The sequence below is a fragment of the Paraburkholderia tropica genome (assembly GCF_914484835.1).
GTDB lineage: Bacteria > Pseudomonadota > Gammaproteobacteria > Burkholderiales > Burkholderiaceae > Paraburkholderia > Paraburkholderia tropica_A.
The window spans coordinates 1-26060 of the sequence record NZ_CAJZAR010000103.1 but is presented as its reverse complement, the minus strand read 5'-3'; the positions used below and the strand labels follow the sequence as shown (position 1 = coordinate 26060).

Annotated in this window: 22 protein-coding genes; 11 read left to right on the top strand and 11 right to left on the bottom strand. The window is 68.6% G+C overall.

The genetic code is table 11. From position 1 onward, the window contains the following. Positions 1-256: 256 nt before the first annotated feature. Positions 257-793: a superoxide dismutase family protein gene (locus LDO54_RS37380; RefSeq protein ID WP_224017982.1), complete on the bottom strand. Its 537-nt coding sequence runs from the start codon at positions 791-793 to the stop codon at positions 257-259. 204 nt (positions 794-997) lie between these two features. Further along, positions 998-2086 carry an iron-sulfur cluster carrier protein ApbC gene (apbC, locus tag LDO54_RS37375; RefSeq protein ID WP_224017979.1) on the bottom strand — a complete coding sequence of 363 codons (1089 nt, stop codon included), beginning with the start codon at positions 2084-2086 and terminating at the stop codon, positions 998-1000. A gap of 320 nt (positions 2087-2406) precedes the next feature. On the opposite strand from apbC, the gene LDO54_RS37370 reads away from it, so the two are divergent. Together LDO54_RS37370 and metG are read left to right on the top strand one after the other, a co-directional pair. Beyond that, positions 2407-3060 carry an OmpA family protein gene (locus LDO54_RS37370; protein ID WP_224017977.1) on the top strand — a complete coding sequence of 218 codons (654 nt, stop codon included), beginning with the start codon at positions 2407-2409 and terminating at the stop codon, positions 3058-3060. 493 nt (positions 3061-3553) lie between these two features. Then, positions 3554-5701 carry a methionine--tRNA ligase gene (gene metG / locus LDO54_RS37365; protein ID WP_224017975.1) on the top strand — a complete coding sequence of 716 codons (2148 nt, stop codon included), beginning with the start codon at positions 3554-3556 and terminating at the stop codon, positions 5699-5701. Positions 5702-5801: 100 nt separating this feature from the next. Here the strand turns inward: metG and LDO54_RS37360 are convergent, their stop codons facing one another. Both LDO54_RS37360 and LDO54_RS37355 read right to left on the bottom strand, forming a co-directional pair. Further along, on the bottom strand, positions 5802-10370 hold the full coding sequence (locus LDO54_RS37360) for a translocation/assembly module TamB domain-containing protein (RefSeq protein WP_436975773.1): 4569 nt from the start codon (positions 10368-10370) through the stop codon (positions 5802-5804). A 5-nt stretch (positions 10371-10375) separates the two neighbouring features. Next, positions 10376-12064, bottom strand: coding sequence for an autotransporter assembly complex protein TamA (locus LDO54_RS37355; RefSeq protein WP_224018004.1), 1689 nt, complete (start codon positions 12062-12064; stop codon positions 10376-10378). 705 nt (positions 12065-12769) lie between these two features. On the opposite strand from LDO54_RS37355, the gene LDO54_RS37350 reads away from it, so the two are divergent. The 4 genes from LDO54_RS37350 (at position 12770) to panD (ending at position 15515) form a co-directional block, all read left to right on the top strand. Next, entirely contained in the window at positions 12770-12955 is a 186-nt protein-coding gene (locus tag LDO54_RS37350) for a DUF3460 family protein (protein WP_065057339.1), read from the top strand. Next, positions 12955-13899 carry a segregation and condensation protein A gene (locus tag LDO54_RS37345; protein WP_224017971.1) on the top strand — a complete coding sequence of 315 codons (945 nt, stop codon included), beginning with the start codon at positions 12955-12957 and terminating at the stop codon, positions 13897-13899. The genes LDO54_RS37350 and LDO54_RS37345 overlap by 1 nt, the downstream gene beginning before the upstream one ends. A 288-nt stretch (positions 13900-14187) precedes the next feature. Then, a complete protein-coding gene (panC, locus tag LDO54_RS37340) occupies positions 14188-15021 on the top strand; it encodes a pantoate--beta-alanine ligase (protein ID WP_224017969.1) in 834 nt (277 codons plus the stop codon). 107 nt (positions 15022-15128) lie between these two features. Continuing rightward, on the top strand, positions 15129-15515 hold the full coding sequence (gene panD, locus LDO54_RS37335; RefSeq protein ID WP_224017967.1) for an aspartate 1-decarboxylase: 387 nt from the start codon (positions 15129-15131) through the stop codon (positions 15513-15515). A 229-nt stretch (positions 15516-15744) separates the two neighbouring features. Here the strand turns inward: panD and LDO54_RS37330 are convergent, their stop codons facing one another. Next, positions 15745-16371 carry a ParA family protein gene (locus LDO54_RS37330; RefSeq protein WP_224017965.1) on the bottom strand — a complete coding sequence of 209 codons (627 nt, stop codon included), beginning with the start codon at positions 16369-16371 and terminating at the stop codon, positions 15745-15747. A 251-nt stretch (positions 16372-16622) separates the two neighbouring features. On the opposite strand from LDO54_RS37330, the gene LDO54_RS37325 reads away from it, so the two are divergent. After that, positions 16623-17042: a PaaI family thioesterase gene (locus tag LDO54_RS37325; protein WP_224017963.1), complete on the top strand. Its 420-nt coding sequence runs from the start codon at positions 16623-16625 to the stop codon at positions 17040-17042. Between the two features lie 36 nt (positions 17043-17078). Here the strand turns inward: LDO54_RS37325 and LDO54_RS37320 are convergent, their stop codons facing one another. Next, positions 17079-18638 (bottom strand): cobyric acid synthase, encoded by a 1560-nt coding sequence (locus tag LDO54_RS37320; protein WP_224017961.1) that lies wholly within the window; start codon positions 18636-18638, stop codon positions 17079-17081. A gap of 213 nt (positions 18639-18851) precedes the next feature. Between LDO54_RS37320 and cobU the strand changes: the two genes are divergently transcribed. Genes cobU through LDO54_RS37300 form a run of 4 tightly spaced genes read left to right on the top strand, consistent with a single transcriptional unit; the run spans position 18852 to position 22312 of the window. Further along, a complete protein-coding gene (cobU, locus tag LDO54_RS37315; protein ID WP_224017959.1) occupies positions 18852-19421 on the top strand; it encodes a bifunctional adenosylcobinamide kinase/adenosylcobinamide-phosphate guanylyltransferase in 570 nt (189 codons plus the stop codon). After that, positions 19415-20350, top strand: a complete 936-nt coding sequence (locus LDO54_RS37310; RefSeq protein ID WP_224017958.1) for a CobD/CbiB family cobalamin biosynthesis protein — start codon at positions 19415-19417, stop codon at positions 20348-20350. Before cobU ends, LDO54_RS37310 begins: the two co-directional genes overlap by 7 nt. Then, positions 20343-21404, top strand: coding sequence for a threonine-phosphate decarboxylase CobD (gene cobD, locus LDO54_RS37305; protein ID WP_224017956.1), 1062 nt, complete (start codon positions 20343-20345; stop codon positions 21402-21404). The genes LDO54_RS37310 and cobD overlap by 8 nt, the downstream gene beginning before the upstream one ends. Further along, positions 21404-22312, top strand: a complete 909-nt coding sequence (locus tag LDO54_RS37300; protein WP_224017954.1) for a cobalamin-binding protein — start codon at positions 21404-21406, stop codon at positions 22310-22312. The genes cobD and LDO54_RS37300 overlap by 1 nt, the downstream gene beginning before the upstream one ends. 17 nt (positions 22313-22329) lie before the next feature. Here the strand turns inward: LDO54_RS37300 and cobC are convergent, their stop codons facing one another. From cobC to LDO54_RS37275, 5 genes are all read right to left on the bottom strand, one after another. Then, a complete protein-coding gene (cobC, locus tag LDO54_RS37295) occupies positions 22330-22929 on the bottom strand; it encodes an alpha-ribazole phosphatase (protein WP_224017952.1) in 600 nt (199 codons plus the stop codon). Next, positions 22914-23681: an adenosylcobinamide-GDP ribazoletransferase gene (locus LDO54_RS37290; protein ID WP_224017950.1), complete on the bottom strand. Its 768-nt coding sequence runs from the start codon at positions 23679-23681 to the stop codon at positions 22914-22916. The genes cobC and LDO54_RS37290 overlap by 16 nt, the downstream gene beginning before the upstream one ends. A gap of 7 nt (positions 23682-23688) precedes the next feature. Then, on the bottom strand, positions 23689-24786 hold the full coding sequence (cobT, locus tag LDO54_RS37285) for a nicotinate-nucleotide--dimethylbenzimidazole phosphoribosyltransferase (RefSeq protein WP_224017948.1): 1098 nt from the start codon (positions 24784-24786) through the stop codon (positions 23689-23691). 91 nt (positions 24787-24877) lie between these two features. After that, positions 24878-25741, bottom strand: a complete 864-nt coding sequence (locus tag LDO54_RS37280) for an ABC transporter ATP-binding protein (protein WP_436975771.1) — start codon at positions 25739-25741, stop codon at positions 24878-24880. After that, positions 25738-26060 (bottom strand): iron chelate uptake ABC transporter family permease subunit (locus LDO54_RS37275; RefSeq protein WP_224017946.1); only part of this gene is annotated, 323 nt, incomplete at its 5' end. The genes LDO54_RS37280 and LDO54_RS37275, both read right to left, overlap by 4 nt.

Here is a 26060-nt window from a genome sequence, read left to right as displayed (position 1 = left end):
GGCGTGCCGCGAAGTGCGACGCGAAGTGCGTCTCGCGGTGTGCATCGCGGTGCGCCTCTCGATAGGCCGCCGGGTACGTCCGACGCGAACTGCATGGGCGCCATGGCTTTGCCGCGGCGCATCATGCGCGCTCGGGCGCTGCAATGCAAGCGTTGTTTGCGAGGACCGCTTCGGGCGGGCGCGAATCGAAGGGAATCGGTGGCAATCGGGGAGAACCGGGCCGGGCTGGGCGTCCGCTCGCGCGAGATCGCCGGGCTTATTGCACCTTGATGACACCGCACGCGAGCGCCGGACCGGTGCCGTGCTGCGGATACGCATACGGGTCGATGGCGTCGTGATGGACGAGCACGGCGCGCTGGAGCACCGAGCGCACACCGTCGAGCGAAACGTCGGGCGCGACGATGAAGCCGATGGCCACGCCGTTCGAATCCGCATGGATATTGCCGAGGTCGCCTTCCACGCGCGCGCCGGGCTTGAGCCGGTCGGCGGCGGGCGCGAACACGGCGCCCGCGCTGGAGGCGTCGGCGGCATTGCAATCGCCGCGCTCGTGGACCTGCAGCGCATGGTCGCTGTCGGGCGGCAACCCGGCGAGGTTATAGCTCACCTGCACACCGTCCGAACGCTCGACGAAGGACACGGTGCCGCGCACCTGGCTGCCGACCGTGGGCAGCACCTGCGCGCCTGCGCGCTTGTCCTGCTGCCCCATGAAGCTCGTGCAGCCGCCCAGCAGCGCACACGCAACCACGGCCAGCACGACTGCGTTTCCCGCGTTCCTGTCGTTCCCTTTAACCATGCGATCCTCTTGCCGTCTCGCGTCCGCCCCTGCGGCCGTCGATCTGGACCCGTGAATTCCACATGATACCGCGCGCACGCGCTCCCGCGTGGCTTGCGCGCGCCTTCTCCGCGCCTTCCACGCGCGCGGCGAGGCGCACCGCGCGCGCCGCCGCAAGCCTTGCCCGGCAAGGGATGGGCAGCCGCGCGCGGATGACGCCGCCGTTCAGGTGTTCTGCACGACGATGGTCGGGAACTTCGAAGTCATGTCGCGGGCGCGTTCGGCAATCTGGATCGCGACACGGCGGGCGATTGCCTTGTAGGTCGACGCGACCTGGCCGTCCGGGTTGGCGACCACGGTCGGATGGCCCGAATCGGCCTGCTCGCGGATCGAGATATCGAGCGGCAGGCTGCCGAGCACCTCGACGCCATACTCCTTCGCCATGCGCTCGCCGCCGCCCGCGCCGAAGATGTGCTCGGCGTGGCCGCAGTTCGAGCACACGTGCACGGCCATGTTCTCGACGATGCCGAGAATCGGAATGCCCACTTTCTCGAACATCTTGAGGCCCTTCTTGGCGTCGAGCAGCGCGATGTCCTGCGGCGTCGTCACGATCACGGCGCCCGTGACCGGCACGCGCTGCGACAGCGTGAGCTGGATGTCGCCCGTGCCCGGCGGCATGTCGACCACCAGATAGTCGAGGTCGCGCCAGTTCGTCTGACGCAGCAGCTGTTCGAGCGCCGACGTCGCCATCGGGCCGCGCCAGACCATCGGATTATCCTGATCGACGAGGAAGCCGATCGAGTTGGCCTGCACGCCGTGGCCTTCGAGCGGATTCATCGACTGGCCGTCCGGCGACTCGGGGCGGCCTTCGATGCCGAGCATCATCGGCAGCGACGGGCCGTAGATGTCCGCGTCGAGCACACCGACCGAGGCGCCCTCGGCCGCCAGCGCGAGCGCGAGATTCACGGCGGTTGTGCTCTTGCCCACGCCGCCCTTGCCCGACGCGACGGCCACGATGTTCTTCACGTTCGGCAGCAGCTTCACGCCGCGCTGCACCGTGTGCGCGGCCACTTCGTGACGCACGCTCACGCGGCTCGACGCGACGCCCGGCACCGCGGCCAGCGCGGCTTCCACCTGCGCGCGCACCGCGTCGTACTGACTCTTCGCCGGGTAGCCGAGCACGATCTCGACGCCCACCGTGCCGCCGTCGATCGTGACGTTGCGCACGCCCTTGGCAACCGTGTACGGCTTGCCCGTGTTGGGGTCCGCGAGGGCCGCAAGCGCGGCGTCGACCAATGCCCGATCTATGCTCATTGAAACTCCGTGGGGAATGCGCCGGCGCAAGCGGCATCGAGCCGCTCTGGCGCCGAAAATCGAAAGAAATTGTTAAGCTGGATTGCGCAATTGTCTGCGACAAGGCACGCTTCGCGGCAACGGTCATCCTGATCCGCGCAAGCGTTTGTCGAGCGGCCGTCGAGCAACGGGTGTACCCGATGCGACACGACGCAAGCAAGCCCTCAAGCCGTCATTGTAGTAGCTGCCGCCCTGCGTCGTTTGAAGACCCTGACTGCAATCGGGGACCACGCGAGGCGCACGCAGCCGTCACGTTCCACTCAAGAGAGGAAGGATTGAAAATGAACACAAGAATCTTGACCCGCCTGTCCGTCTTCGCTGTCGCCGGCGCGCTCGTCGCCGGCTGCGCGACCCAGCAGGGCACCGACACGGCGCTCGGCACCGGCGTCGGCGCGGGCACGGGCGCCGCGATCGGCGCGATCTTCGGCGGCGGCAAGGGTGCAGCAATCGGCGCGGGTGCAGGCGCGCTGGTCGGTGGCGTCACCGGCTACAACTGGCAGAACATCAAGAACAAGCTCTCGGGCGCAACCAAGGGCACGGGCACGCAGATCACCGAGCAGCCGGACGGCTCGCTCAAGCTCAACATCCCGAGCAACGTGACGTTCGACACGAACAGCTACGCGATCAAGCCGTCGTTCGCGCCGGTGCTCGACCAGGTCGCGCAGACGCTGCAGCAGAACCCGGAAGTGGTCGCCTCGGTCGTCGGCCATACGGATAACACCGGCCAGCCGGCGTACAACCAGACGCTGTCGGTCAACCGCGCGCAGAGCGTCGTGAACTACCTCGCCTCGCGCGGCATCCCGATGCAGCGCATGGCCGCCGAAGGCCGCGGCGACACGCAACCGGTCGCCGACAACAGCACCGAAACCGGCCGCGCCGCGAACCGCCGCGTGGAAGTCTATCTGCGCGCGACGGCGCAGCATCAGGGCGGCTAAGCTCGCGCGGCGCATGCGCCGCAAATGAGCGCCACAACAACGTGGCACAAAAACGGGACGGCCATTTCGCCGTCCCGTTTTTATTTCCGGAGATGAACGCCGATCACGCCGCGCCCCGCCCGCCGGGGGATTCCGGCGATCGCGCCGCAAAGCCTGGCGGGAAAGTCAAAAATTTTTCGAACTCTCTTTCAAAGGCGCTGTCTGTCTTTACGGTACGTGTGCGGCGACGCCGCCGCGTCACCATTCTCCTCTTGTCGTTGTTGCTCCGGGGCCATCCTGCCCCGGTTTTTTTTGCCCATCGATTTCGTGATGCCGATGCGGCGCGCATCGCAATGCGTCCCGTTGCATCCCGCAGCATCCCGTGGCCGTTCGTTGCTCCCGTTGCTCGCGCCTCGCGTGCGCCTCGGCCGCGCCGGAACCGCGCCCGACCGCGCGAACCGGCCGCCCTGCTAAAATCGCCCTTTCCCCCGCAACATCGGACTTCCATCCACCTATGTCAGCACCCGCCACCGACTTCGCCGCCGGCGCGCCTGCCGTTCAGGGCCGCCGCCAGATCCTCGTCACGTCTGCTCTGCCTTACGCCAACGGCCAGATCCACATCGGCCACCTGGTCGAGTACATCCAGACGGACATCTGGGTCCGCGCGCTGCGAATGCACGGCCACGAGGTCTATTACGTCGGTGCCGACGATACCCACGGCACGCCCGTCATGCTGCGCGCCGAGAAGGAAGGCCTCACGCCGCAGCAGCTGATCGCGCGCGTCTGGCAAGAGCACAAGCGCGATTTCGACAGCTTCGGCGTGTCGTTCGACAACTACTACTCGACCGATTCGGACGAGAACCGCGTGCTGTCCGAGTCCGTCTATCTGGCGCTCAAGGAAGCCGGTTTCATCGAAACGCGCGACATCGAGCAGGCCTACGATCCGGTCAAGAACATGTTCCTGCCGGACCGCTTCATCAAAGGCGAGTGCCCGAAGTGCGGCGCGAAGGACCAGTACGGTGACAGCTGCGAAGTCTGCGGCTCGACCTACGCGCCGACCGATCTGAAGAATCCCTACTCGGTCGTGTCGGGCGCTACGCCGATCCGCAAGACCTCGACGCACTACTTCTTCCGTCTTTCCGACTCGCGCTGCGAAGAATTCCTGCGCGGCTGGGTGGCGGGACTAGCGCAGCCGGAAGCGACCAACAAGATGCGCGAATGGCTCGGCGACGCGGGCGAATCGAAGCTCGCCGACTGGGACATCTCGCGCGACGCGCCCTACTTCGGCTTCGAAATTCCGGGCGCGCCGGGCAAGTACTTCTACGTGTGGCTCGACGCACCGGTCGGCTACTACGCGAGCTTCAAGAACCTGTGCGAGCAGCGCGGGCTCGACTTCGATGCGTGGGTGAAGCCCGGCTCGAAGACCGAGCAGTACCACTTCATCGGCAAGGACATCCTGTATTTCCACACGCTGTTCTGGCCGGCGATGCTGGAGTTCTCGGGCCATCGCACGCCCACGAACGTGTTCGCGCACGGCTTCCTGACGGTGGACGGCGCGAAGATGTCGAAGTCGCGCGGCACCTTCATCACGGCCGAGAGCTACGTCACGACGGGCCTGAACCCCGAGTGGCTGCGCTACTACTTCGCCGCGAAGCTCAACAGCACGATGGAAGATCTCGACCTGAACCTCGAGGACTTCCAGGCGCGCGTGAACAGCGACCTCGTCGGCAAGTACATCAACATCGCGAGCCGCGCGGCGGGCTTCCTGATCAAGCGTTTCGACGGCCGCGTGCAGGACAGCGCGATGCATCATCCGCTGCTTCAGCAACTGCGCGCCGCCATTCCGCAGATCGCCGCGAACTACGAGGCGCGCGAGTACAACCGCGCGCTGCGTCAGACGATGGAACTCGCCGACGCGGTCAACGGTTACGTCGACACGGCCAAGCCCTGGGAACAGGCGAAGGACCCGGCCAACGCGGTCGCGCTGCATGAAACGTGCAGCGTGAGCCTCGAAGCGTTCCGCCTGCTGTCGCTCGCGCTCAAGCCGGTGCTGCCGCAGCTCGCGCAGGGCGTCGAGGAATTCCTCTCGATCGCGCCGCTCACGTGGGCCGACGCGGGCACCGCACTGTCGTCGCAGCAGCCGATCAACGCGTACAAGCATCTGATGACGCGCGTCGATCCGAAGCAGGTCGAGGCGCTGCTGGCCGCGAACCGCGACTCGCTGCAGGCGACCGACGCCGCGCCCGCCGCTGCCGCCGCCGATGCGAGCAAGAAGTCGAAGGCCGCGAAGGAAGCGAAGAAGGCCGAGCCGGAAACGCCGGACGTGATCTCCATCGACGACTTCGCGAAGATCGATCTGCGTGTGGCGCTGATCGTCGACTGCAACATCGTCGAAGGCTCGGACAAGCTGCTGCAACTCACGCTCGACGTCGGCGAAGAGAAGACGCGCAACGTGTTCTCGGGCATCCGTTCGGCCTACAAGCCGGAAGACCTCAAGGGCAAGCTCACGGTGATGGTCGCGAACCTCGCGCCGCGCAAGATGAAGTTCGGCATGTCGGAAGGCATGGTGCTCGCGGCGTCGGCGAAGGACGAGAAGGCCGAGCCGGGTCTGTACATCCTCGAACCGCACAGCGGCGCGAAGCCGGGCATGCGCGTGCGCTAACTCGCGCGGCTTCTCACGCTTCGCACGCTTCTCGCGCAAGCAAAAAAGCACACCCTCGGGTGTGCTTTTTTTTCGCCTGAAAAATTGCCGCGCCGCGCGCCTACCAGCGAATCCGGTCGAAGCGCCGCGTGTAGTTGATATCGGCCCCGTTGAACGTGCCGCCATACGCCGACACCGACCAGTAGCGCGAGAAGTTGATGGTCGCCTTGATCGCGTTCGACGCCGTCTGCAAACCCTGTTCGTAGCCGATCACGAGCCGCTCGTTGATCGCCTTCGAGAGCATCACGACCTGCGGGTCGGTCAGGCCCACTTCCGAGCGGCCGATCGAGAACTCGTCGAGCCCGATGCTCTGCGCGATGCGCTTGCCCTGCGCGCTGCCGAGCAGCGCCAGCGCCGTGGTCATCGCGCTCTGCTGGCCGACGTTGTTGCCCTGATCGGTGCCGTGGCCGAACAGCAGCCACGAGAGCTTTTCGTTGTCGGTCACGTTCGGCTCGGACACCAGCTTCGCGACCGGCGCCTGCACCGTGCCCGTGACGGACACGCCCGCCTCCACCTGCTGGTTGCGCCGCATCGCCAGAATGTTGATGCCCGGATTGCTGACCGGCCCGTTGAACGTGAAGAAGCCGTTCTCGATGTTGAGCTTGCGGCCGAACGCCGTATAGCTGCTGCCCTCGGTCACGCGCACGTTGCCGACCGCGCGCAGCGGCACGCCCGGCGCGCTCATCGCCGTGATGGTGCCCGCGAGGCCGAGATCCGCGCCCTGGCCGCGGAAGCGGAAATTGCGGCCCAGGTTGATGTCGATGTTCGCGCGCGGCGCGAAACGCGGCGCGGGTTTCGTCGAGGCCGTTTCGTCGATCGGCGGGGTGCCGCCGCGCGTGGTGCCGTCGGGGCGCACGAGCACGACGTCGTCGCCGAGCGAGGGTGCCGCCGACTCGGGCAGGTCGAACAGCGCGTGATCGACGGTGAACTTGCCGTCGATCTGCATGCCGCCCAGATGCCCACCGTTGGCGACGCTCGCGCTGCCCGAGAGCGACAGGCGGCGGTCGGGCGCGGCGAACAGTTCGAGCTTGTCGGCGACGATGTTCGCGGTCAGATCGGGGTCTTCGTTGTCGAGACGCACGCGGCCCGTGGCGCGCAGCGTGCCGCTCGCGCCGTGAAACTCAACCTGCTGGAAGTCGACGAGATTGTGCGACAGCGCGATATGGATCACGCCGTCCTTCAACTGCACGCCCTGATCGACCACCGTGGCGGAGAGCCCGTCGCCCATCAGCGAGCCGGTCAGGTCGGGCTTCGCGACCGTGCCGCCCAGCGCGAGCTGCAGCGCGAGGTGGCCGTCGAGCAGATAGCTCGGGCCGAGCAGCCCGCCCGTGGTCTTGAGCGACGGCACGTTCGCCTTGATGGTGCCGCCGAGCGGCGCTTCGTCCGCGACCGTGAGCACGCCGTCGCGCGGAGCGAGCGTCGTGTTCGCGTCGATGTCGATCACGCCGATGCGGCTCGCCTGCGCGTGCGCGGTGAGCGTCAGCCGGTTGCCGCCGCTGAAGGCCGCGCGCGCGTTGATGTCGCCGAGACCGAGCGAGGCGAGCCCACGGCCGATTTCCACCGTGACGTCGCCGCTGCGGCGCTTGAGCTGCACGTAGCCCGTGGCCGTCGGCCCGATCGAGAAATCCCAGCCGCCGTCGAAGACGAGGTCGGTCTTGAGCGTGGACGGCACGCCCGTGAACTGCTGGCGCAGCGCCATCATGCGCGCCACGGAAACATTGGTCAGCGAGCCCGCCGAGCGGATCTTGCCGTGATCGAAGTCGAAGCCCTTGAGGTCGAGCGAGGCGCCCTCGGCGACGATGCGCGTCGCGCCCAGCGTGATCTTGCCCGCGCCCGCGCTGACCGTGAGCGGCGACTGCATCGTGACATCGGGCACGCCGCGGTTCTGCAACTGCGTCACGGTGCCGTCCCAGCGCGAGCCCTCGCGCGTGTCGGTGAGCTTGCCGTTGGCGGCCACCGCGAGGTCGATCGGCTGGCCTTGCAGCTTGCCCTTCGCGTTGGCCGTGAGCGTGTGCTTCGCGCGCGTGCCCGAGAGGCGCGCGCTGAGGCTGGCGATATCGACGCCCGCCACGGCGACGTTGCTGGCGTCGGCGTTGAACGCGAGCGCGCCGTTCGCGCCGTCGCGCGCTTCGGCATGGCCTTGCGCGTGGCCGACGCGGTTGTCGCCGAACGCGACGTTGTCGAGCTTGTAGTCGAGCGCGACGTCGGGATGCGCGAACGTGCCGGTCAGGTCGCCGTTCGCCGCGACCTGGCCCGCGACGCCGAAGCCGAGCCGGTCGAGCTGCGGCGCATCCACCTTGAAGCGCAGACGGTCGCCGCGCGCGCCGAAGCTGCCTTGCAGATCGACCGTGTTGCCCGCCACGGACAGATTCGCGCGGCTCGGCAGGATGCGCGTGCCCGCGAGCTGGATCAGCCCCTGGCCCGTGAGCGGCAGGTCGTCGTAGACGCTCGGCCCGAGCTTGAATTCGGCCTTGGTCGTGAGCGTGGGCGCGAGCATGCCGGTGGCCGTCAAGGTGCCGTTCACGCGCGCCTCGATGCGGCGGTTGGGGGCGCGCGGCGGGGTTTTCGGTTTCGCTTCGGTGTGCTGTGCGCTGTTCTGTGCGCCGCTTTGTGCACTGCTCGCGGCGGGTGCCGCGCCAGACGGTTCGGTCTGCTTCGCGTTCTCGACGCGCTTTTGCGCCTGCGCCTGCTCGCTGCCGATCTGCGCGGGATTCAAGGCCGGATTCAGCGACGGATTGAGCGCGAGATTGCGCTTCGGATTCAACGCGTCGCCGGACGTGGCCGGTTGCGTCCGAGCGCGCGCGGGCGCGCCCTGTTTCGCCTTCGGCGCGGCATGCGTGGACTTGGCGGCCTTCACGGGCGTGGGCGGCGCGAGCGACAGCGGATCGAAATTCGTCAGCGCGGCCTTCAGCGTGTAGCTGGAATTCGCGTCGTGCTTGAGCGCGCCCGACAGATCGATGTGACCCGCGCCCGAGGTCAGCCGCACGTCGTTGAACGAGAGCCGCGCCGGGTCCTGCGTGATCTTGCCTTGCAGACGCAGCGCGGCCTTCGGATCGGCGAGATCGAGCGTGACGCTCTGCGTGTCGCCGTTCAGACGCACGCCGATCGGGCCCGCCAGCTGCGTCGGACGCACGCTCGCCTGGATGGCATTGAGGTCGAGCCCCGCCACCTTCAGATCGAAGCGGCCTTTGCCGCCCGCCAGCGCGCCGCCGCCCGTGATCGTCGCGCTCTTGACGAGCCGCACGTTCAGATTCGAGAGGCGCTGCGCCTTGGCGTCGAGCACGACGTCGGTATGCGCGTCGATCAGCGGCAGCAGTTGCTGATCGATGGCGCCCGGCTTCGCGTTGACGATCGAGACGCGGCCCGCGACCGTGAAGCCCGCCGCGTTGCTGTGCGCCGTGGCGGTGGACGCCGCCGAGGCCGCAACCGGCGATGAAGCCGCGGCGACCACCGAAGCGGCCGAAGCCGACGAAGCCGAGGAAGCCGAAGCTGCCGCGACAACCGCCGGCACCGAAGCCGCCGAGGCCACCGAAGCCGAAGCCGCCGACAACGCCGACGCCACCGCCTGCGGACTCGCCGCCGCCCCGCCCTGCGCCGTCTGCACCGGCTGCAACTGCGCACGCAGCGCGAGGTCGGCGAACGGCGCGCCCGGCGCGAAAGCCTGCGGATTGACGTGATCGAATGCCAGCGTCGCGCGCTGCAGCGGAACAGCGCCGAACGGCGTCGCTTCCACGTGCGCATGGCCCGTGAGCTTCATGCCGGTCGCCTGGATCTCGGTCGTGAGCGCTTCGAGCGAGCCGCCGAGGCTCGCGTTCACCTGCACGTCCTCGCCGTTGACCTTGCCCGAATAGCCCGCGTTGCCCGACAGCGCGAACGGTTTGTCGCCATCGAGCTTCGCGCTGGCGCTCACCGCGCCGAACGGCGTATCGAGGCGCTCGACGGCGGCTTCGTGATGGCGTCCGTCGCTGCGGCCATGAAACTGGAAGCGCGAGAATTCGGTCGCCGACGCGCCCTCATGCAGCGTGAGCTTGTCCAACTGCACGTCGCGGATATCGATGGCGAGCGGCAGGCGCAGCGTGTCGGGCAGCGACATCGGCCCCGACGACGGCTCGTTTGACGGCACGATGCGCAGATCGACGTCGCCGACATGCAGATAGTCGATGACGAAGCGCCACGGCTTGTCGTGCGGCATCTCCAGCACCCACTGCCCGCCGACGCGGTCGATACTCGCCGTGGTGCCGTCGCCGCCGTGCCAGGCGACGTTGGACAAGCGCACGCCGCTCGCGAGCGTGCCGCCTTCGAGCGTGCCCGAGAGCTTGCCGTCGAGAATCTTCACGGCCGCGCGCCACGCGTAGGCCGTGCCGCGCTCGGTCGTGAGCACGCCATAGAGCAGTCCCGCGACGAGGCCGACCAGCAGCACCGGCACGCAGATCGCCCACGCGAGCGCCTTCCAGAGCCGGCGCGAACGGCGCGGCGGCGGCGTTTGACCTGCGCCGCCTTCGGTGCTTTCGCTGCCTTCATCGCCGCTTCGTTCGTGCTCGCCCGGCGCATCGGACGACGGCGCACCGCCGCCCGGCGGCGCGGCCATCGGCGAGCAGAGTGAAGACAGCAGGGAGAGGATCGCGCGCATCGTCATCAGAAGGCGATCCCCAGCGTCAGATACGGCCGCACGCGGCGTTCGCGGAAGCCGTAGGCGAGGTCGAGGTTGACCGGGCCGACGGGGCTGCGCCAGCGCGCGCCGAGGCCCGCGCCCGGATAGAACACCTTCTCGCCCCAGGTGTCGGTGGCGGTGCCGACGTCGAAGAACGCCGCGCCGCCCCAGTCGTGCGTGAACCAGTGCTGATATTCGGCCGAGCCGGTCACGAGATATTTGGTGGGCAGGATCGAGCCGTCGACGTTGTTACCGATGCTCTGAAAGCCATAGCCGCGCACCGAGTTCGAGCCGCCCGCGCGGAACAGCAGCGACGCGGGCACGTCCGACGAACTGCTCGACGTGAACACGCCGCCGAGTTCCGCGCGGAACAGCACAATGTCGCTCTGGCCGATCGGCAGATATTGCTGGCCGCGCATGTAGCCGCGGAAGAACGTGGCGTCGGAGAGCACGCCCTTCACGGCGAAGCCCGCCTCCACGCGGATCAGGTTGCCCGAGCGCGGGAACAGCTGATCGTCGACGTTGCGGCGCGTCCACGACCATTGCGGCACCAGCGCGCGGCTCGTGGTGGGCGGCCCGGCGTTCTGGTCGAGGCGGTCCTGGTAGTAGAGCAGCGAGTACGAGTAGTCGATGTTCTGCGAGGTGCGCGTGCGCTGCACGCCCGCGCGCAGGCTGTAGATCCGCGTGTCGGAGACATCCGTCGTGGTGTAGGACGCGAGCGCGCTATTGGTCCACGCGCGCGGGCCCGGCGGCATCGACAGTTGCACCTGGCCATATTGCTGGATCTGGTCCAGACGCCCCTGCACCTGGAACGGCCAGGCCTTGCCGAAGGTATCGAGATACGAGTACGACCCCTGCACGTGCGCGCCCGTGTCGGTCGAATAACCGACGCCGCCGCGGAAATTGTTGTACGGATACTCGCTCACCTTCACGTGCAGCGGCGTGTTGAGCGGCTTTTGCGTGTTGTCGTCGACGTCGATGGCCACGCTCGCGTAGTACGGCGCGTTCTGGAGCTGGCGTTGCAGCTCGGTCACGCGGTTCACGTCGTAGATCTCGCCCGGCGAAAGCGGATTGACGTCGGTCACGATCTTTTCGGGGTAGCGGCGCGGCCCGGAAACGTCGAGCGCGCCCATCGTGAAGGTCGGGCCGCTGTCGAAGGTGACGGACAGTTGCGCGTCGTGCTTGATCGGATCGACGCGCGCCTCCGACCGGGCGATCTTCGCGCCCAGATAGCGCCGCGCCTGCAAGGCGCGCAGCGCGGCGTTCTTGGCGTCGTCCCAGCCGGACTGCGTGAAGGCGTCGCCCGTGTGCAGCGAGAACGCGAAGCGCGTGGCGTTTTCCTGCGCCTTGTCCTCGGTCAGCACCGGGCCGCGAAACGTCAGCGTGACCGCCGAAATCGTCGTGCGCGGGCCCGGATCGACGCTCACCGTCACGCGGCGGCGGCCGTTTTCGTCGCTGCTCACATCCGTGCGCACGACCGGCGTGAAATAGCCGTCGGTGGACGCGAGATCGCGCACCTGCTGCGGCGTGGCCGTCACGAGAAATTCGAACTGGTCTTCGCTGATGTCGGCGCGCGTGGCGAAGCGCGCGATGTCGAGATGCGCTTCGAGCAGCTTGCGCAACTCGCGCGGCGAGGCGTCGATCTGGACGTCGTAATAGGTGCGCGCGTGCATCCACGGCAGCAGGCTCGCGAGATCGGCGTGCGCGGGCGTGGCGGTGAGCGCGCTCAGGGCGAGGCCGAGGGCGGCGAAGGTAACGAAGCGATGCGCCAGATTGGGCTGCGCACGATCCGGGGAAATATTCGGGGAGATTTTCGCGATAGCGTGCGCGACGGCATTCGTTGAGCGGTTTGCGGTGAGAGCCACGGCGCGATGGGTCACAAGCCCCGCCGTACGGCTCAACACACGGCCCAATTCACGGCCCACCGCGCGGCGCCCGGCGTGCCACGGCCGCGCCGCCCGTTCGGGACGCCGCCATGCGCGCAACGCTTCGATCAGCCATCCCGCCAAACAAGACCTCCAGACGTCATTTTGTTCACTTCGGTTCGCTTCGGTTTGCTTCAGGCCAGCTTCGGTTCGCTTTCGCGCCGCCCGCGCATCCGGCGGACGCTGCGCAAACCCAAACGCGCTATTTCACCACATCAGCGCTCGAAAACCCCAGGACGAGGCGCAAAGAGGGCCGCAAGCCGTGCGCAAGGCCACACAGCGCAACCCCGCGCCGCGAGGCCCGCGCAGCCGCGCGCCCTGCCCGCGCGTATCGCGTGCCTTCGACGCGCCGCCCGCCCGGATGTTCCGCGCCCGCCGCTTGCGGTAAAATTGCCGCCGACACGAACATCGGCGGCTGTCAGAAACAGCTGCCTCACTCGACGGACGTCAGCCATGTATCAGTCGGACATCACCCAGTTCCTGACCCAGCTCAAGCAGCAAAAGCCCCAGCTCGAAGAACAGCAGCGCAAGGGCCGCTCGCTGCTGTGGGACAAGCAGCCGATCGACCTCGACGAACGCGAGCGCCAGCAGGCATCGCGCGTCAAGCAGACGCCCTACGTCTACTACCAGAACTTCTGATGGCTGAAGCCGACGGGGCCGAAGGCGCCAAGGAGGCCTTGACGCCTCCACCCGGTGCCGAGGCGGCGCATTCCGCGGCGCACGCGGCCGGCCATGCGGCCGTGCCCGCGAACCCGGAAGCGCTTTCCGCCCCCGCCACCGACTCGACGCCCAACACGGTCGACGGCGTGGCGTTCGCTCGTCTGTACGGCGAGCCGCTGTTCAAGCTGCCGCAGGATCTCTACATCCCGCCCGACGCGCTCGAGGTTTTCCTCGAAACGTTCGAAGGTCCGCTCGACCTGCTGCTCTACCTGATCCGCAAGCAGAACTTCAACGTCCTCGACATTCCGATGGCGGACGTCACCACGCAGTACCTCGGCTACGTCGAGCAACTGCGCAAGACCAATCTGGAACTGGCCGCCGAATATCTGCTGATGGCGGCGATGCTCATCGAGATCAAGTCGCGCATGCTGCTGCCGGTCAAGAAGGCCGACACCGGCGAGGAAGCCGAAGATCCGCGCGCCGAACTCGTGCGCCGCCTGCTCGAATACGAGCAGATGAAGCTCGCCGCGCAGCGCATCGACAAGCTGCCGCAGCTCGGCCGCGACTTCATGCGCGCCGAGGTCTATATCGAGCAGAGCATCACGCCGCGCTTCCCGGACGTCGACGCCGTCGACCTGCGCGCCGCGTGGGCCGACGTCATCAAGCGCGCGAAGCTCGTGCAGCATCACAAGATCTCGCGCGAGGAACTGTCCGTGCGCGAGCATATGAGCACGATCCTGCGCAAGCTCCAGGGCGCGCGCTTCATGGAATTCTCGGAACTGTTCGACGTCACGCGCGGCGTGCCGGTCGTGATCGTGAACTTCATCGCGATGCTCGAACTGTCGCGCGAATCGCTGATCGAAATCACCCAGCCCGAGCCGTTCGCGCCCATTTACGTGCGCCTCGCCTACCTGCCGGTCTGATCCGCGCGGCAAGCGAAAAGCCAGCGGGACATCAGCCGGCAACACGCTGCGCGGCGCACCCGGCTGGTGCATCCGGGACGCCCAGACGTTCCGTCCCCATCGAGATCGACGCAGGCCAGGCCAGGATAATCCCGTAGCCGAAGGCGCTGCGCGGGCCGGTCAAATCCTCTACAATCGCCCGCGCCTGCTCCTGACAGGGGTCGGCACGCCATCCGGCCGGCTCGCCCGCGCGAGCGCCGGTTGCCGCAACCTACGTCTTGCCCCGCGCGAGGCATAACGCATCCGATCATGAAAGTCATCAGCTCGATTCAGGAACTGCGCGACCAGCTGCGCGGCCAAAACCGCACCGCGTTCGTGCCGACCATGGGCAACCTCCACGAAGGCCACCTCTCGCTGATGCGCCTCGCGCGCCAGCACGGCGATCCGGTCGTGACGAGCATCTTCGTCAACCGCCTGCAATTCGGCCCGAACGAGGATTTCGACAAATACCCGCGCACGCTGCAGGACGACATCGAGAAGCTGCAGAAGGAAAACGTCTACGTGCTGTTCGCGCCCACCGAGCGCGACATGTACCCGCAGCCGCAGGAATACCGCGTGCAGCCGCCGCATAACCTCGGCGACATTCTGGAAGGCGAATTCCGCCCCGGTTTCTTCGAGGGCGTCTGCACGGTCGTGATGAAGCTGATGTCGTGCGTGCAGCCGCGCGTGGCCGTGTTCGGCAAGAAGGATTACCAGCAGCTGATGATCGTGCGCGCGATGTGCGAGCAGTTCGCGCTGCCGATCGAGGTGATCGCCGCCGAAACCGTGCGCGACGAAGACGGTCTCGCGCTCAGCTCGCGCAACCGCTATCTCACGCCGCCCGAGCGCGCCGAGGCGCCGCAACTGGCGGGCGTGCTGCGCGCGATCCGCGAGTCGGTGCTCTCGGGCCGCCACGACTACAAGCAGCTCGAACTCGACGCCATGGCCACGCTGGCCGCGCGCGGCTGGAAGCCCGACTACATCGCGATCCGCAAGCGCGCGAACCTGCTGCCGCCCGCGCCGGGCGAGACCGATGCGCCGCTCGTCGTGCTGGCCGCGGCCAAGCTCGGCGCGACGCGCCTGATCGACAACCTGGAGATCTGAGCGCCGCACCGGCCGCCCAGACTACCGTCCGCCGGACATTGGCTCCGGCTTTCACCATCGAATGCTGTGCGGCGGGCCGCCTGCCCGTCCGCCTGAGGAGACGCACCATGCAACGCCACATGCTCAAGTCGAAGATCCACCGCGTCGCGGTCACGCACTGCGAACTGCACTACGAAGGTTCGTGCGCGATCGACGAAGATCTGCTCGAAGCGGCGAACATCGTCGAAAACGAGCGCATCGACATCTGGAACATCAACAACGGCGAACGCTTCACGACCTACGCGATCAAGGGCGAACGCGGCAGCGGCATGATCTCGCTGAACGGCTCGGCCGCGCGCCGCGCGCAACTGGGCGACCTCGTGATCATCGCGGCCTTCGCGAACGTCGAGGAAGCAGAACTGAAGGCGGGCTGGAAGCCGGACCTCGTGTTCGTCGACGAAAACAACCGCATCAAGGGCAGCCGCGACCACGTGCCGACCCAGGCCTGGAGCTGAGCGGCGGCGGGTTTCTCCCGCCCGATGACTGGCTGGCTAGTGGATTAACTGGCTGGCTGGACTGCTACACACGGCGCGCGTCATGCGCGCCGTTTGCATTTCTGGCGACGCGACGCGGCTTGCCGCCCGCTGAGCGCGGCTTTTGCGCTCATCTGGTGCTTATTTAGCGCTGATTTCGCGTTCATTTCGCGTTCATTTCCCGCCAAACTCGCGCCTATCTCCCACGCGCTTATTTCCCGTTGAGCCAGGAGATGATCGGCTGCCACTGGTCCAGATCCTTCTCGACGCGGCTTTTCGCGACGTCCCAGAGCGTGAGCCCGTGCGCGGCAAGCTGCACGTAGTTCTGCGTATCGCGCAGATAGCCGAGCACCGGCAGGTCGAGCCCTTCGACAAAGCGCTGCAACTGCTCAGCCGAGCGCGTGCGTGCGTCCACCCGCATGCCCACCACGCCCACCTGAATGTTGCCCTTGCGCACCGCCTTTTCCTTCGACAGCCGGTCGAGAAAGTCCTTGGTGGCGAGAATGTCGAACATGGACGGCTGCAGCGGCACGATCACCTTGTCGGCCAGTTCGATGATCGTCGCGAGCCGGTTGCCGTGCAGGCCCGCGGGCGTGTCGATGACGGCGTGTTCGAGGCCCTTGGGCGGCTTCTGCGGATGGTCCAGATCGACCTGCCAGCTTTCGATGGCGGGCAGCGTCGGGGCTCGCAGATCGAGCCACGCGTGCGACGACTGCTGCCGGTCGAGGTCGGCGAGCGCGACCCACTCGCCTTGCGCCGCGAAATAGCCGGCCAGATTGGTGGACAGCGTGCTTTTGCCGACGCCGCCCTTGGGGTTCGCCACCACGATCACCGTCATGAATGCTCCCGTCAGGAAGGCTGGCACACGGGCCAGCCGGTTTGCCGATTCTGCTGCTGTGTGCGCCGATCGCCTGCGAAGCTGACGGCGCGCCGACGCAACCGTCCGATAATATCGGCAAATGCCGTGGCGTCGAAGCCCCCGACGGCGTCAGGGTGGCGCAGCCGCCACCCGCAGCGACCCGCGTAGCCGACGCCTTTGCGCGCGCCTAACCTCGCTTCAATTCCCAAAATCCAAGGAGACTTCCCCTCATGAGCACGCTGCGCCCCGAGATCACCCTCGCCTCCCTGCACGAGCGCCAGCAAGGCCGGCTGCCCGAACTGCTCGGGTTTCGCGCGGTGGCGCTCGAGCAAGGCATCCTGCGCGCCGAGCTCGACATCCGCAGCAATCTGCTCGCGCCCAACGGCTTCCTGCACGCCGCCACCGTGATCTGTCTCGCCGATACGGCCTGCGGCTACGGCTGCTACGCGCATCTGCCGCCCACGGCGAAAAACTTCACGACCGTCGAGCTCAAGAGCAATTTCGTCGGCACCGCGCGCGAAGGCACGCTGAGCGTGGTCGCGACGGGCGTGCATCTGGGCCGCAGCACGCAGATCTGGGACGCCACCGTCACCGGCCCCGACGGCAAGACCACCGCGCTGTTCCGCTGCACGCAGATGGTGTTGTACTGAGCGGCGCCTGACCGGGCGCCGCCTTGCTCGCCGCGTTCAGCGCATCGCGCCGTACAGGCGATCGAGGTCGAGGCTCGCGGCCAACGTGTCGGCGAGCCGCTCCAGCGACGCCTCGCGCAGCGCCGGGTAATCGACGCTCTGCGCCGCGTCGAGACCCGCCCAGCGCAGCAGCGCGGCGCACGCCTGCGGCGTGTCGAACAGACCGTGCACGTAGGTCGCGAGAATCTGGCCGTCCGCCGATTGCGCGCCGTCCATGCGCGCTTCGGCCTGCGCCTGCTCCGCTTCCCCCTCGACCGACTCGATCCGCACCGCCGGCCGCGCCAGCGCCGCGCCGCGCGTCACGCCCATGTGAATCTCGTAGCCGCGCACGGGTGCACCGGCTTCTGTGCCGCCGTCGCCAGAATCCAGCGCGAGCCGCCCGGTCACATTGCGCAGCGCCTTCTCGCGCGTCAGTTCGGTCTCATAGTCGAGCCAGCCGAAGCCCGCCGTCGCGCCGGGCTCGCCTTCCACGCCATGCGGATCGGCGATCGCGCGCCCGAGCATCTGCATGCCGCCGCAAATCCCGATCACGCGCCCGCCATAGCGCAGATGCCGCGCGAGCGCGCGTTCCCAGCCCTGCGCGCGCAGCCACGCGAGGTCGTCGCGGACGTTTTTGGAACCCGGCAGTATCACGAGATCGGCGCTCGGCGGCGCTTCGTTCGTGCGCACGTAGCTGAATTCGACCTGCGGATGCGCGCGCAGCGCGTCGAAATCGGTGTGATTGCTGATGTGCGGCAGCGCGGGCACGACCACGCGCAGCGTCTGCCCACCCGCCTGCGCGTGCGTGTGCGCCGCGCCCGGCAGCATGTCCTCGGCGTCGAGCGTGAGTCCGTGCAGATACGGGACCACGCCGAGCACGGGCTTGCCCGTCTGCGCTTCGAGCCAGTCGAGGCCCGGCTTGAGCAGCCCCGGATCGCCGCGAAACCGGTTGATGATGAAACCCTTCACGCGCGCGCGCTCGCTCTCCGAAAGACAGGCGAGCGTGCCGATCAGATGCGCGAACACACCGCCGCGGTCGATGTCGGCGACCAGCACGACCGGGCAATCGACGGCTTCGGCAAAGCCCATGTTGGCGATGTCGTTGGCGCGCAGATTGATTTCGGCCGGACTGCCCGCACCCTCCACGAACACTGCGTCATAGCCCGCGCGCAGCCGCCCGTACGATTCGAGCACGGCCACGCGCGCGAGCGGCTTGTAGTCCTGATACGCGCGTGCGTTCAGATTCATGCGCGCCTTGCCGTGGATGATGACCTGCGAGCCGAGGTCGCTGTTCGGCTTGAGCAGCACGGGATTGAGGTCGGTGTGCGGGGCGATGCCCGCGGCGACGGCCTGCAAGGCCTGGGCGCGGCCGATCTCGCCGCCGTCGGCGGTCACCGCGCTGTTGAGCGCCATGTTCTGCGGCTTGAACGGCGCGACCCGCACGCCCGCGCGCCGCGCGAGACGGCACAGGCCGGCGACGAGCGTGCTCTTGCCGGCGTCGGACGTGGTGCCCTGGATCATGAGCGTGCCCTGCGGCACGACAGGGACGGCGGGCACGGCGGATTTCGAAGCGGACATGGTCGATACGGAGTGCGGTTGCGGCGCAAGGCCGATGAAGCGGCTATGAAGCGGCTATGAAGCGAATACGCATTATCCCATCGCGTGCGCCCGCAATCGGCTAGCCGGATGGCCGATCGGCCATCCGGCCAGGCCCGCCAGCGCCGAACGCCGCGCCAGACTCCGCGCCAGACTCCGCGCAAGGACGGCACACCGAGCCGCTACAATCACGCGATGATTTCGCGCGACCTCACCTTCATCGTCGGCGGCGCGCGCTCGGGCAAGAGCGCGCACGCCGAACGCCTCGCGGCCGACAGCGGCCTGCCGGTCACCTACATCGCCACGGCGGCCACGCCCACGGGCGCGCACGCCGACGCCGAATTCGCCGAGCGCATCGCCCATCACCGCGCGCGCCGCCCCGCGCACTGGGGTTTCGCCGCCGCGCCGCTGGATCTCGCCCAGGCGCTCGACGCGCACGCCGCGCCCGGGCGCTGTGTGCTGATCGACTGCCTCACGCTCTGGCTCGTCAATCTGCTCTGCCCGCCCGATTCCGAAGCGCCGCGCGCCGACTGGCAAGCGCGCCTCGACGCCTTCGCCGCCGCCTGCGAGCGCGCGCAAGGCACGGTGCTCGTGGTCAGCAACGAGATCGGCATGGGCGTCGTGCCGATGGGCGCGGCCACGCGCCTCTATGTCGACGAACTGGGCCGCCTGAACCAGCGCATCGCCGCGCTCGCCGACCGCGCGACGCTCGTCGCCGCCGGCCTGCCGCTCGTGCTCAAGGCGCCGGGAGCAGGACGATGCTGAGCCTGCCCGTCACCGCCGCGCTCGCCGTCGCCGGCGTCGCCGTCGACCGCTGGTTCGGCGAGCCGCGCCGCGCGCATCCGCTGATCGCCTTCGGCAGCTACGCCCAGCGCATCGAAAAACGCTTCAACACGGGGCGGCGCGGTCGTCCACTCGGCCTCGTCGCGTGGCTTGCCGCCGTCGCGCCGCCGGTCCTGATCGCCATGCTGATGTGCGCGCTGCTGCCGTGGCCGCTCGCGTGGGCGCTGCACGTGGCGCTGCTGTGGTTCGCGCTCGGCGCGCGCAGCCTCGAAGAACACATCGCGCCCATCGCCCGCGCGCTCGCGCAGCGCGATCTCGCGGTCGCGCGCGAGTTGACCGCGCGCATCGTCTCGCGCGACACCGCCCACGCCGACGCCACCGCGCTCTCGCGCGCCGCGTGCGAATCGGCGCTCGAAAACGGCAACGACGCGATCTTCGGCGCGCTGTTCTGGTTCGCGCTCGCAGGCGGCCCGGGCGCACTGGCGTTCCGCCTCGCCAACACGCTCGACGCGATGTGGGGCTACCGCACGCCGCGTTTCCTGCGCTTCGGCTGGGCCGCCGCGCGCATCGACGACGTGCTCAACTTCGCGCCCGCGCGCCTCACCGCCCTGAGCTACGCGCTGCTCGGCGACACGCGCGTGGCGCTGCGCTGCTGGCGCGAGCAGGCGCCGCGCTGGGACAGCCCGAACGCCGGTCCGGTGATGGCGGCGGGCGCGGGCAGCCTGAACGTGCTGCTCGGCGGCGCGGCCGTCTATCACGGCGCGGTCGAGGAGCGCCCGGCGCTCGGCGCGGGATCGCCGCCGCGCGCGCAGGACGTCGACGCCGCATTGCGTCTCGTCGAACGCACAACGCTGTTGTGGCTCGCCGTGATCGTCGCGCTGGCCTTCGTGAGCGTGGCGACCCATGTCTAAGCCATCGATGACGTCGACAACGACGGACAACGCGCCGCGCACGATCGCGCATGGCGGCAATCTGCACGAGGCGGCGCGCCGCTACGGCATCGCGTGGGAAACGTGGATCGATCTCTCGACGGGCATCAACCCGCACGGCTATCCGGTGCCGCCGGTGCCCGCGTCGGCGTGGCGTCGTCTGCCCGAGGACGGCGACGGTCTCGCCGACTGCGCCGCGCGCTATTACGGCGCGCCCGACGCCGCGCACGTGCTGCCGGTCGCGGGCAGCCAGGCCGCGATCCGTGCGCTACCCGCCCTGCTGCCGCGCGCGCGCGTGGCCATCGCGCCGCTCACTTACGGCGAGTACGCGCCCGCTTTCACGCAGGCCGGTCACACGGTCGTGCCGCTCGACGTGACGCATCCCGATCTGCCCGACGATGCAACGCACGCCATCGTCGTGAATCCTAACAATCCGACCGCCACGCTGATCGAGCGCGAGACGCTGCTGCGCTGGCACGCGCAACTCGCGGCGCGCGGCGGCACGCTGATCGTCGACGAAACCTTCGCCGATGCATTCGTGGATACCTCCGCGCGCTCGCTCGCCGACTCGACCGATCGCGCGGGCCTCGTGGTGCTGCGCTCGCCCGGCAAGTTCTTCGGCCTCGCGGGCGCGCGCTGCGGCTTCGCGCTCGCGCAGCCCGCGCTGCTCGCGGCCTTGCGCGAACGCCTCGGCGCGTGGACGGTGAACGGCCCCGCGCGTCACGCCGTCATGCACGCCTTCGCCGATACCGCGTGGCAAACCGCGATGCGCAAGCAACTCGCGCGCGAAGGCGAACGGCTCGCGGCGCTGCTGCGCGCACACGGTTTCGCGCCGCGCGCGACGCCGCTGTTCGCGTGGATCGAAGACACGCGCGCCGCGCAATTGCAGGACGCGCTGGCCGCGCACGCAGTGTGGACGCGCCGCTTCGACACGCCCGCGAGCCTGCGCTTCGGCCTGCCCGCATCGGAGGAAGAATGGCAGCGCTTCGAGACCGCGCTCGGCCTGGCCGTGCCCGCGCTGAAGGCGTCGCGCTGATGCGCCGCTTCGCCGCTTCCATCGCTTGCGCTGCATTCACGGTGAGCACGGCGCACGCCAGCGTCAGCGCCGTCGACGACGCGGGCAACACCGTCACGCTCGCCGCGCCCGCGCAGCGCGTGATCAGCCTCGCGCCGCACGCCACCGAACTGATCTACGCGGCGGGCGGCGGCGCAAAACTCGTCGGCACCGTGAGCTATAGCGACTACCCGCCCGCCGCGCTGAAAGTCCCGCGTATCGGCGATAACCGCGCGCTCGATCTCGAACGCATCGCCGCGCTCAAGCCCGACCTGATCGTGGTCTGGCGGCACGGCAACGCGCAGCAGCAAATCGACCGCCTGCGCGATCTGCATATCCCGCTGTTCTTCAGCGAGCCGCATCGTCTCGACGATGTGGCGACCTCGCTCACACGGCTCGGCACGCTATTCGGCACTGACGCCACCGCGCAGGCCGCCGCCAACGCGTATCGACACGACATCGCGCAACTACGCACGCGCTATGCGCAGCGCGCGCCCGTGCGTGTGTTCTACGAAGTCTGGGATCAGCCGCTCATGACGATCAACGGCGAGCACACGATCAGCGACGCCATCACGCTCTGCGGCGGCCGCAATGTGTTCGCCGCGCTGCGCACGCAGGTGCCGACGCTCTCGACCGAAGCGGTGCTCGCCGCGGATCCCGATGCCATCGTGACCGCCTCGCCGGGCGCCACGGCGCCGGACCAGCCGCTGCCCGCGCTCGATCGCTGGCGCGCGTGGCCGCAACTTTCCGCCGTTGCGCACGGCAATCTGTTCGCCATCGACGGCGACCTGCTCTCGCGCGCGGGTCCGCGTCTCGCGCAGGGCGCAGAGCAGTTATGCAAGGATCTCGATCAGGCGCGTACGCGCGACGCGGCCAGCAAGGCGAATTGATTCGCCATCCGAATCAATCACGCGTTCCAGCGCGCCAGTTGCCACTCGCCGCTATGCAGATCACGGCGCAGCCACACGATCGCGGCCATTTCCAGCGGCCATTTCGAACAACGCGCAAGCGGTAGCCCGAGCGCACGCGCCGTAATCGCGCGGATCACGCCCGCATGCGCGACCGTCCACACGCACGCGCGCGGCGTCAGACTCAACGCGCCGAGCGCTTCGAACCACGCCGTCACGCGCGCATCGAACTGCGCGACGCTCTCGCCGCCATGCGTGCGCGCGTGCTCGAAATCGGCGGCCCAGGCGTCGATCTGCGCGCGCTCGATGGCGTCCCAGCGCTGCATCTCCCAGGCGCCGAAATCCATTTCCGCGAGACGCGCATCGTGCTGCGGCGTCATCGCCTCATGACGCTGCGCGAGCGCATCGGCGACGCCCGCACAACGCGAAAGCGGACTCGTCTCGATGCGCTGCGGCTCGCGCACGCCGAGCGCCGCGAGCCGCGCGGCAATCGACGCCGCGCCCGCTTCGATGGACGCCGCGAGCGGCACATCGGTGCTGCCGTAGCAGACGCCCGCCTCGACCGCGACGGCCGGATGGCGGATCAATACGAGATCCATGCTAGCCCCACGAGATAGATCGCCAGTTCGAACACCTGCTGCGCGAAGCCGAGGCAATCGCCCGTATAGCCGCCGATGCGCCGCACGAAATAGCGGCCGAGCGCGTAACGCAGCGCCATCAGCACGACGAACGTGACGAGGGCCGCGCGCCAGTCCGGCCACGCGGGCCACAGCAGCCACGGCAAGCCAAACAGCAGCGCACAGCCGAGCGCCGCCGCGCCCATGCGCTGCGCGACCGGCTTGGCCTTGCCCTCGGGCCGCACGTATTCGTGCGTCACGAGATAGCTGATCGCGAACGCACGGCTCGCCGCGTGGCCCGCGATCATCAGCGTGGCCGCGCGCAGCGGCGGCAGCGCCGCGAGCGTCTGCCACTTGAGCAGCAGCGCGATCACCGCGCCGATCGCCCCGAATGCACCAACGCGCGAGTCGTGCATGATGCGCAGCACGTCCTCGCGCGTGTAGCCGCCGCCGAACGCATCGAGGCAATCGGCGAGACCGTCTTCATGGAACGCGCCGGTGGCGAGCAGCGTCGTCGCCATCGACAGCAGCACGGCCACGCCGGGCGGAAACACGCGCAACGCCGCCAGATAGACGAGCGCCGCGAGCGCGCCGATCAAGGCGCCGACGAGCGGAAAATAACGCGCCGCCGCGTTGAGCCATTGCGGCTCGAAGCCGACCCAGCGCGGCACCGGCACACGCGTGAAATAGCCGAGCGCCGTGAAGAAGTAACGCAGTTCCGCGAGCGGATTCATCGCGGGCTCAGTGGCCTGCGCCGCTGTTATGCGCGCCGTGGTCCGCACCATTGTCCGCGCGATCGTCCACGCCCGCCGACTCGAAGCTCGCCATCTCGTTGAGGAAGGCCGCGGCCGCGCGCAGCAGCGGCACCGCGAGCGCCGCGCCCGTGCCTTCGCCGAGGCGCAGATCGAGCGCGAGCAGTTCGCGCCCGCCGAAATGATCGAGCATGCGTCGATGTCCCGCTTCGTTCGACGCATGCGCGAACACGCAGTAATCGCGCACGTTCGGCGCGAGCGAATCGGCGACCAGCAGCGCCGACGTCGCGATGAAGCCATCGACGAGAATCGCCATGCGCTGACGCGCCGCTTCGAGAAACGCGCCCGTCATCATCGCGATTTCGAAGCCGCCGAAGGTGGCGAGCACGTCGAGCGGCTCGCGCACGTCGGCGTGCTTCGCGAGCGCCGCCGCCAGCACGTTGCGCTTCTTCGCGAGGCCCGCGTTGTCGAGACCGGTGCCGCGCCCCACGCATTCGTCGATGGGCACGTTGCACAAACGGCTCATCAGGCACGCCGCCGATGACGTGTTCGCAATCCCCATCTCGCCGAAGCCGATCACGTTGGTGCCGAGCGCCGCGTGATGGCGCACGCGCGCTGCGCCCGCCGCGAGCGCGCGGATGGCTTCGTCGCGCGTCATCGCCGGTTCGTGCGCGAAGTTGCGCGTGCCGCGTGCGATCGGCACGCTGACGAGCTGCGCCGAGTCGGGCAGCGGCGCGGCCACGCCGGCATCGACGATTTCGAGTTCGAGGCCGCCCACGCCGCTGAACGCGTTGATCGCCGCGCCGCCCGCGAGGAAGTTCGCGACCATCTGCGCGGTGACGGCCTGCGGATACGGGCTCACGCCTTCGTGCGCGATGCCGTGATCGCCCGCGAACACGATCATCGCGGGACGCGTCACGCGCGGTTGCGTGCTGCGCTGGATCATGCCGAGCTGACGCGCGAGCGTTTCGAGGCGGCCGAGGCTGCCCGGCGGCTTGGTCTTGGTGTCGATCAGATGTTGCAGCGTGTCGCGCAGCGAAGCGTCGAGCGGTTCGATGGTCAGCAGGTCGGAAAGCGTCGTGGTCATAGGTCGGTCGTTTGGGTTCGGATCGCGCGCGTTACTGAGTGTGTGTCGCCGCGCGCGACTGAATAGGCATCGGAATTGAGTTGGCGTTCGATCAGCGCGGCGTCGGTGACGATTCGTTCGTGGAGCCGTTCGCGGCCCCGTTCGCAGATCCAAGCGCAGGCACCAGCGCTTCGTGCGGACCGTCGCGGATCAGCACGAGCGCATGGCCGAACGCGTCGCTCGCGCGCTCGGCCGTCAGCACCTCGCGCACGGGGCCCGCGTGAAAGCCGCCGCGTCCGTCGAGCAGCAGCGCGTGCGTTGCGAAACGCCGCGCGAGATTGAGATCGTGACACGAGAGCACGACGGCGCGCGAATCCGTGCGGACCCACTGCGTAAGCGCGTCGAGGCACGCGATCTGACGATGCAGATCGAGATGCGCGAGCGGTTCGTCGAGCAGCAGCAGCGGCGCATCCTGACACAGCACCGCCGCGAGCGCGACGCGCTGACGCTCGCCCCCCGAGAGCGAAAGCACGTCGCGTTCGGCGAAGGCTTCGAGGCCGAGCGTGGCGAGCGCCGTGTGCGCGGCGGCGCGGTCGTCGTCGCTTTCCCAGCCCCAGCCCGCGAGATGCGGATAGCGGTTGAGCAGCACGGTATCGAGCACGCTCGCGCTGAACGCGTCGCGCACGTCTTGCGGCATCAGCGCGCGGCGTTGCGCGAGTTGCACCGGCGGCCAGTCGCGCAGCGTCACGCCATCGACTTCGACATGGCCCGACGCCGCTTCGCGCAAGCCCGCGAGCGCACAAATCAAGGTGGTTTTGCCCGCGCCGTTCGCGCCCGCCACGCACCAGATTTCACCCGCGCCGATGTCGAGCGTGAGCTTGTCGACGAGCGTGCGCGAGCCCGCACGCAACGTGAGCGCGCGCGTCGCGAGCAGGGGCGACGCGATCGGCACGGACGTCATGAGAGCGGCGCTCATCGCGTGCGTCTCCGCAACAGCATCCACAGGAACACGGGCACGCCCGCGAGCGCGGTCACCACGCCGACCGGCAATTGCGTCGGCGCGGCCACGGTGCGCGCGACGAGATCGGCGCCCATCACGGCGAGCCCGCCAGCGAGCGCGGCGGCAGGCACGAGCGTGCGCTGGTCGTTGCCGAACGCGAGCCGCAGCATATGCGGCACGACGAGCCCGACGAAGCCGATGGTGCCGCCCGTCGTCACCGCCGCGGCGGCCGCGAGCGAGGCCGCGAGATAAACGCCCACGCGCAGCCGCAGCACCGGCACGCCGAGCGCCTGCG

Coding starts and splice junctions, on each gene's coding strand:
- LDO54_RS37380 (WP_224017982.1), bottom strand. CDS start 793: ATGGTTAAAGGGAACGACAGGAACGCGGGAAACGCAGTCGTGCTGGCC.
- apbC (WP_224017979.1), bottom strand. CDS start 2,086: ATGAGCATAGATCGGGCATTGGTCGACGCCGCGCTTGCGGCCCTCGCG.
- LDO54_RS37370 (WP_224017977.1), top strand. CDS start 2,407: ATGAACACAAGAATCTTGACCCGCCTGTCCGTCTTCGCTGTCGCCGGC.
- metG (WP_224017975.1), top strand. CDS start 3,554: ATGTCAGCACCCGCCACCGACTTCGCCGCCGGCGCGCCTGCCGTTCAG.
- LDO54_RS37360 (WP_436975773.1), bottom strand. CDS start 10,370: ATGCGCGCGATCCTCTCCCTGCTGTCTTCACTCTGCTCGCCGATGGCC.
- LDO54_RS37355 (WP_224018004.1), bottom strand. CDS start 12,064: ATGCACGCGCGCACCTATTACGACGTCCAGATCGACGCCTCGCCGCGC.
- LDO54_RS37350 (WP_065057339.1), top strand. CDS start 12,770: ATGTATCAGTCGGACATCACCCAGTTCCTGACCCAGCTCAAGCAGCAA.
- LDO54_RS37345 (WP_224017971.1), top strand. CDS start 12,955: ATGGCTGAAGCCGACGGGGCCGAAGGCGCCAAGGAGGCCTTGACGCCT.
- panC (WP_224017969.1), top strand. CDS start 14,188: ATGAAAGTCATCAGCTCGATTCAGGAACTGCGCGACCAGCTGCGCGGC.
- panD (WP_224017967.1), top strand. CDS start 15,129: ATGCAACGCCACATGCTCAAGTCGAAGATCCACCGCGTCGCGGTCACG.
- LDO54_RS37330 (WP_224017965.1), bottom strand. CDS start 16,371: ATGACGGTGATCGTGGTGGCGAACCCCAAGGGCGGCGTCGGCAAAAGC.
- LDO54_RS37325 (WP_224017963.1), top strand. CDS start 16,623: ATGAGCACGCTGCGCCCCGAGATCACCCTCGCCTCCCTGCACGAGCGC.
- LDO54_RS37320 (WP_224017961.1), bottom strand. CDS start 18,638: ATGTCCGCTTCGAAATCCGCCGTGCCCGCCGTCCCTGTCGTGCCGCAG.
- cobU (WP_224017959.1), top strand. CDS start 18,852: ATGATTTCGCGCGACCTCACCTTCATCGTCGGCGGCGCGCGCTCGGGC.
- LDO54_RS37310 (WP_224017958.1), top strand. CDS start 19,415: ATGCTGAGCCTGCCCGTCACCGCCGCGCTCGCCGTCGCCGGCGTCGCC.
- cobD (WP_224017956.1), top strand. CDS start 20,343: ATGTCTAAGCCATCGATGACGTCGACAACGACGGACAACGCGCCGCGC.
- LDO54_RS37300 (WP_224017954.1), top strand. CDS start 21,404: ATGCGCCGCTTCGCCGCTTCCATCGCTTGCGCTGCATTCACGGTGAGC.
- cobC (WP_224017952.1), bottom strand. CDS start 22,929: ATGGATCTCGTATTGATCCGCCATCCGGCCGTCGCGGTCGAGGCGGGC.
- LDO54_RS37290 (WP_224017950.1), bottom strand. CDS start 23,681: ATGAATCCGCTCGCGGAACTGCGTTACTTCTTCACGGCGCTCGGCTAT.
- cobT (WP_224017948.1), bottom strand. CDS start 24,786: ATGACCACGACGCTTTCCGACCTGCTGACCATCGAACCGCTCGACGCT.
- LDO54_RS37280 (WP_436975771.1), bottom strand. CDS start 25,741: ATGAGCGCCGCTCTCATGACGTCCGTGCCGATCGCGTCGCCCCTGCTC.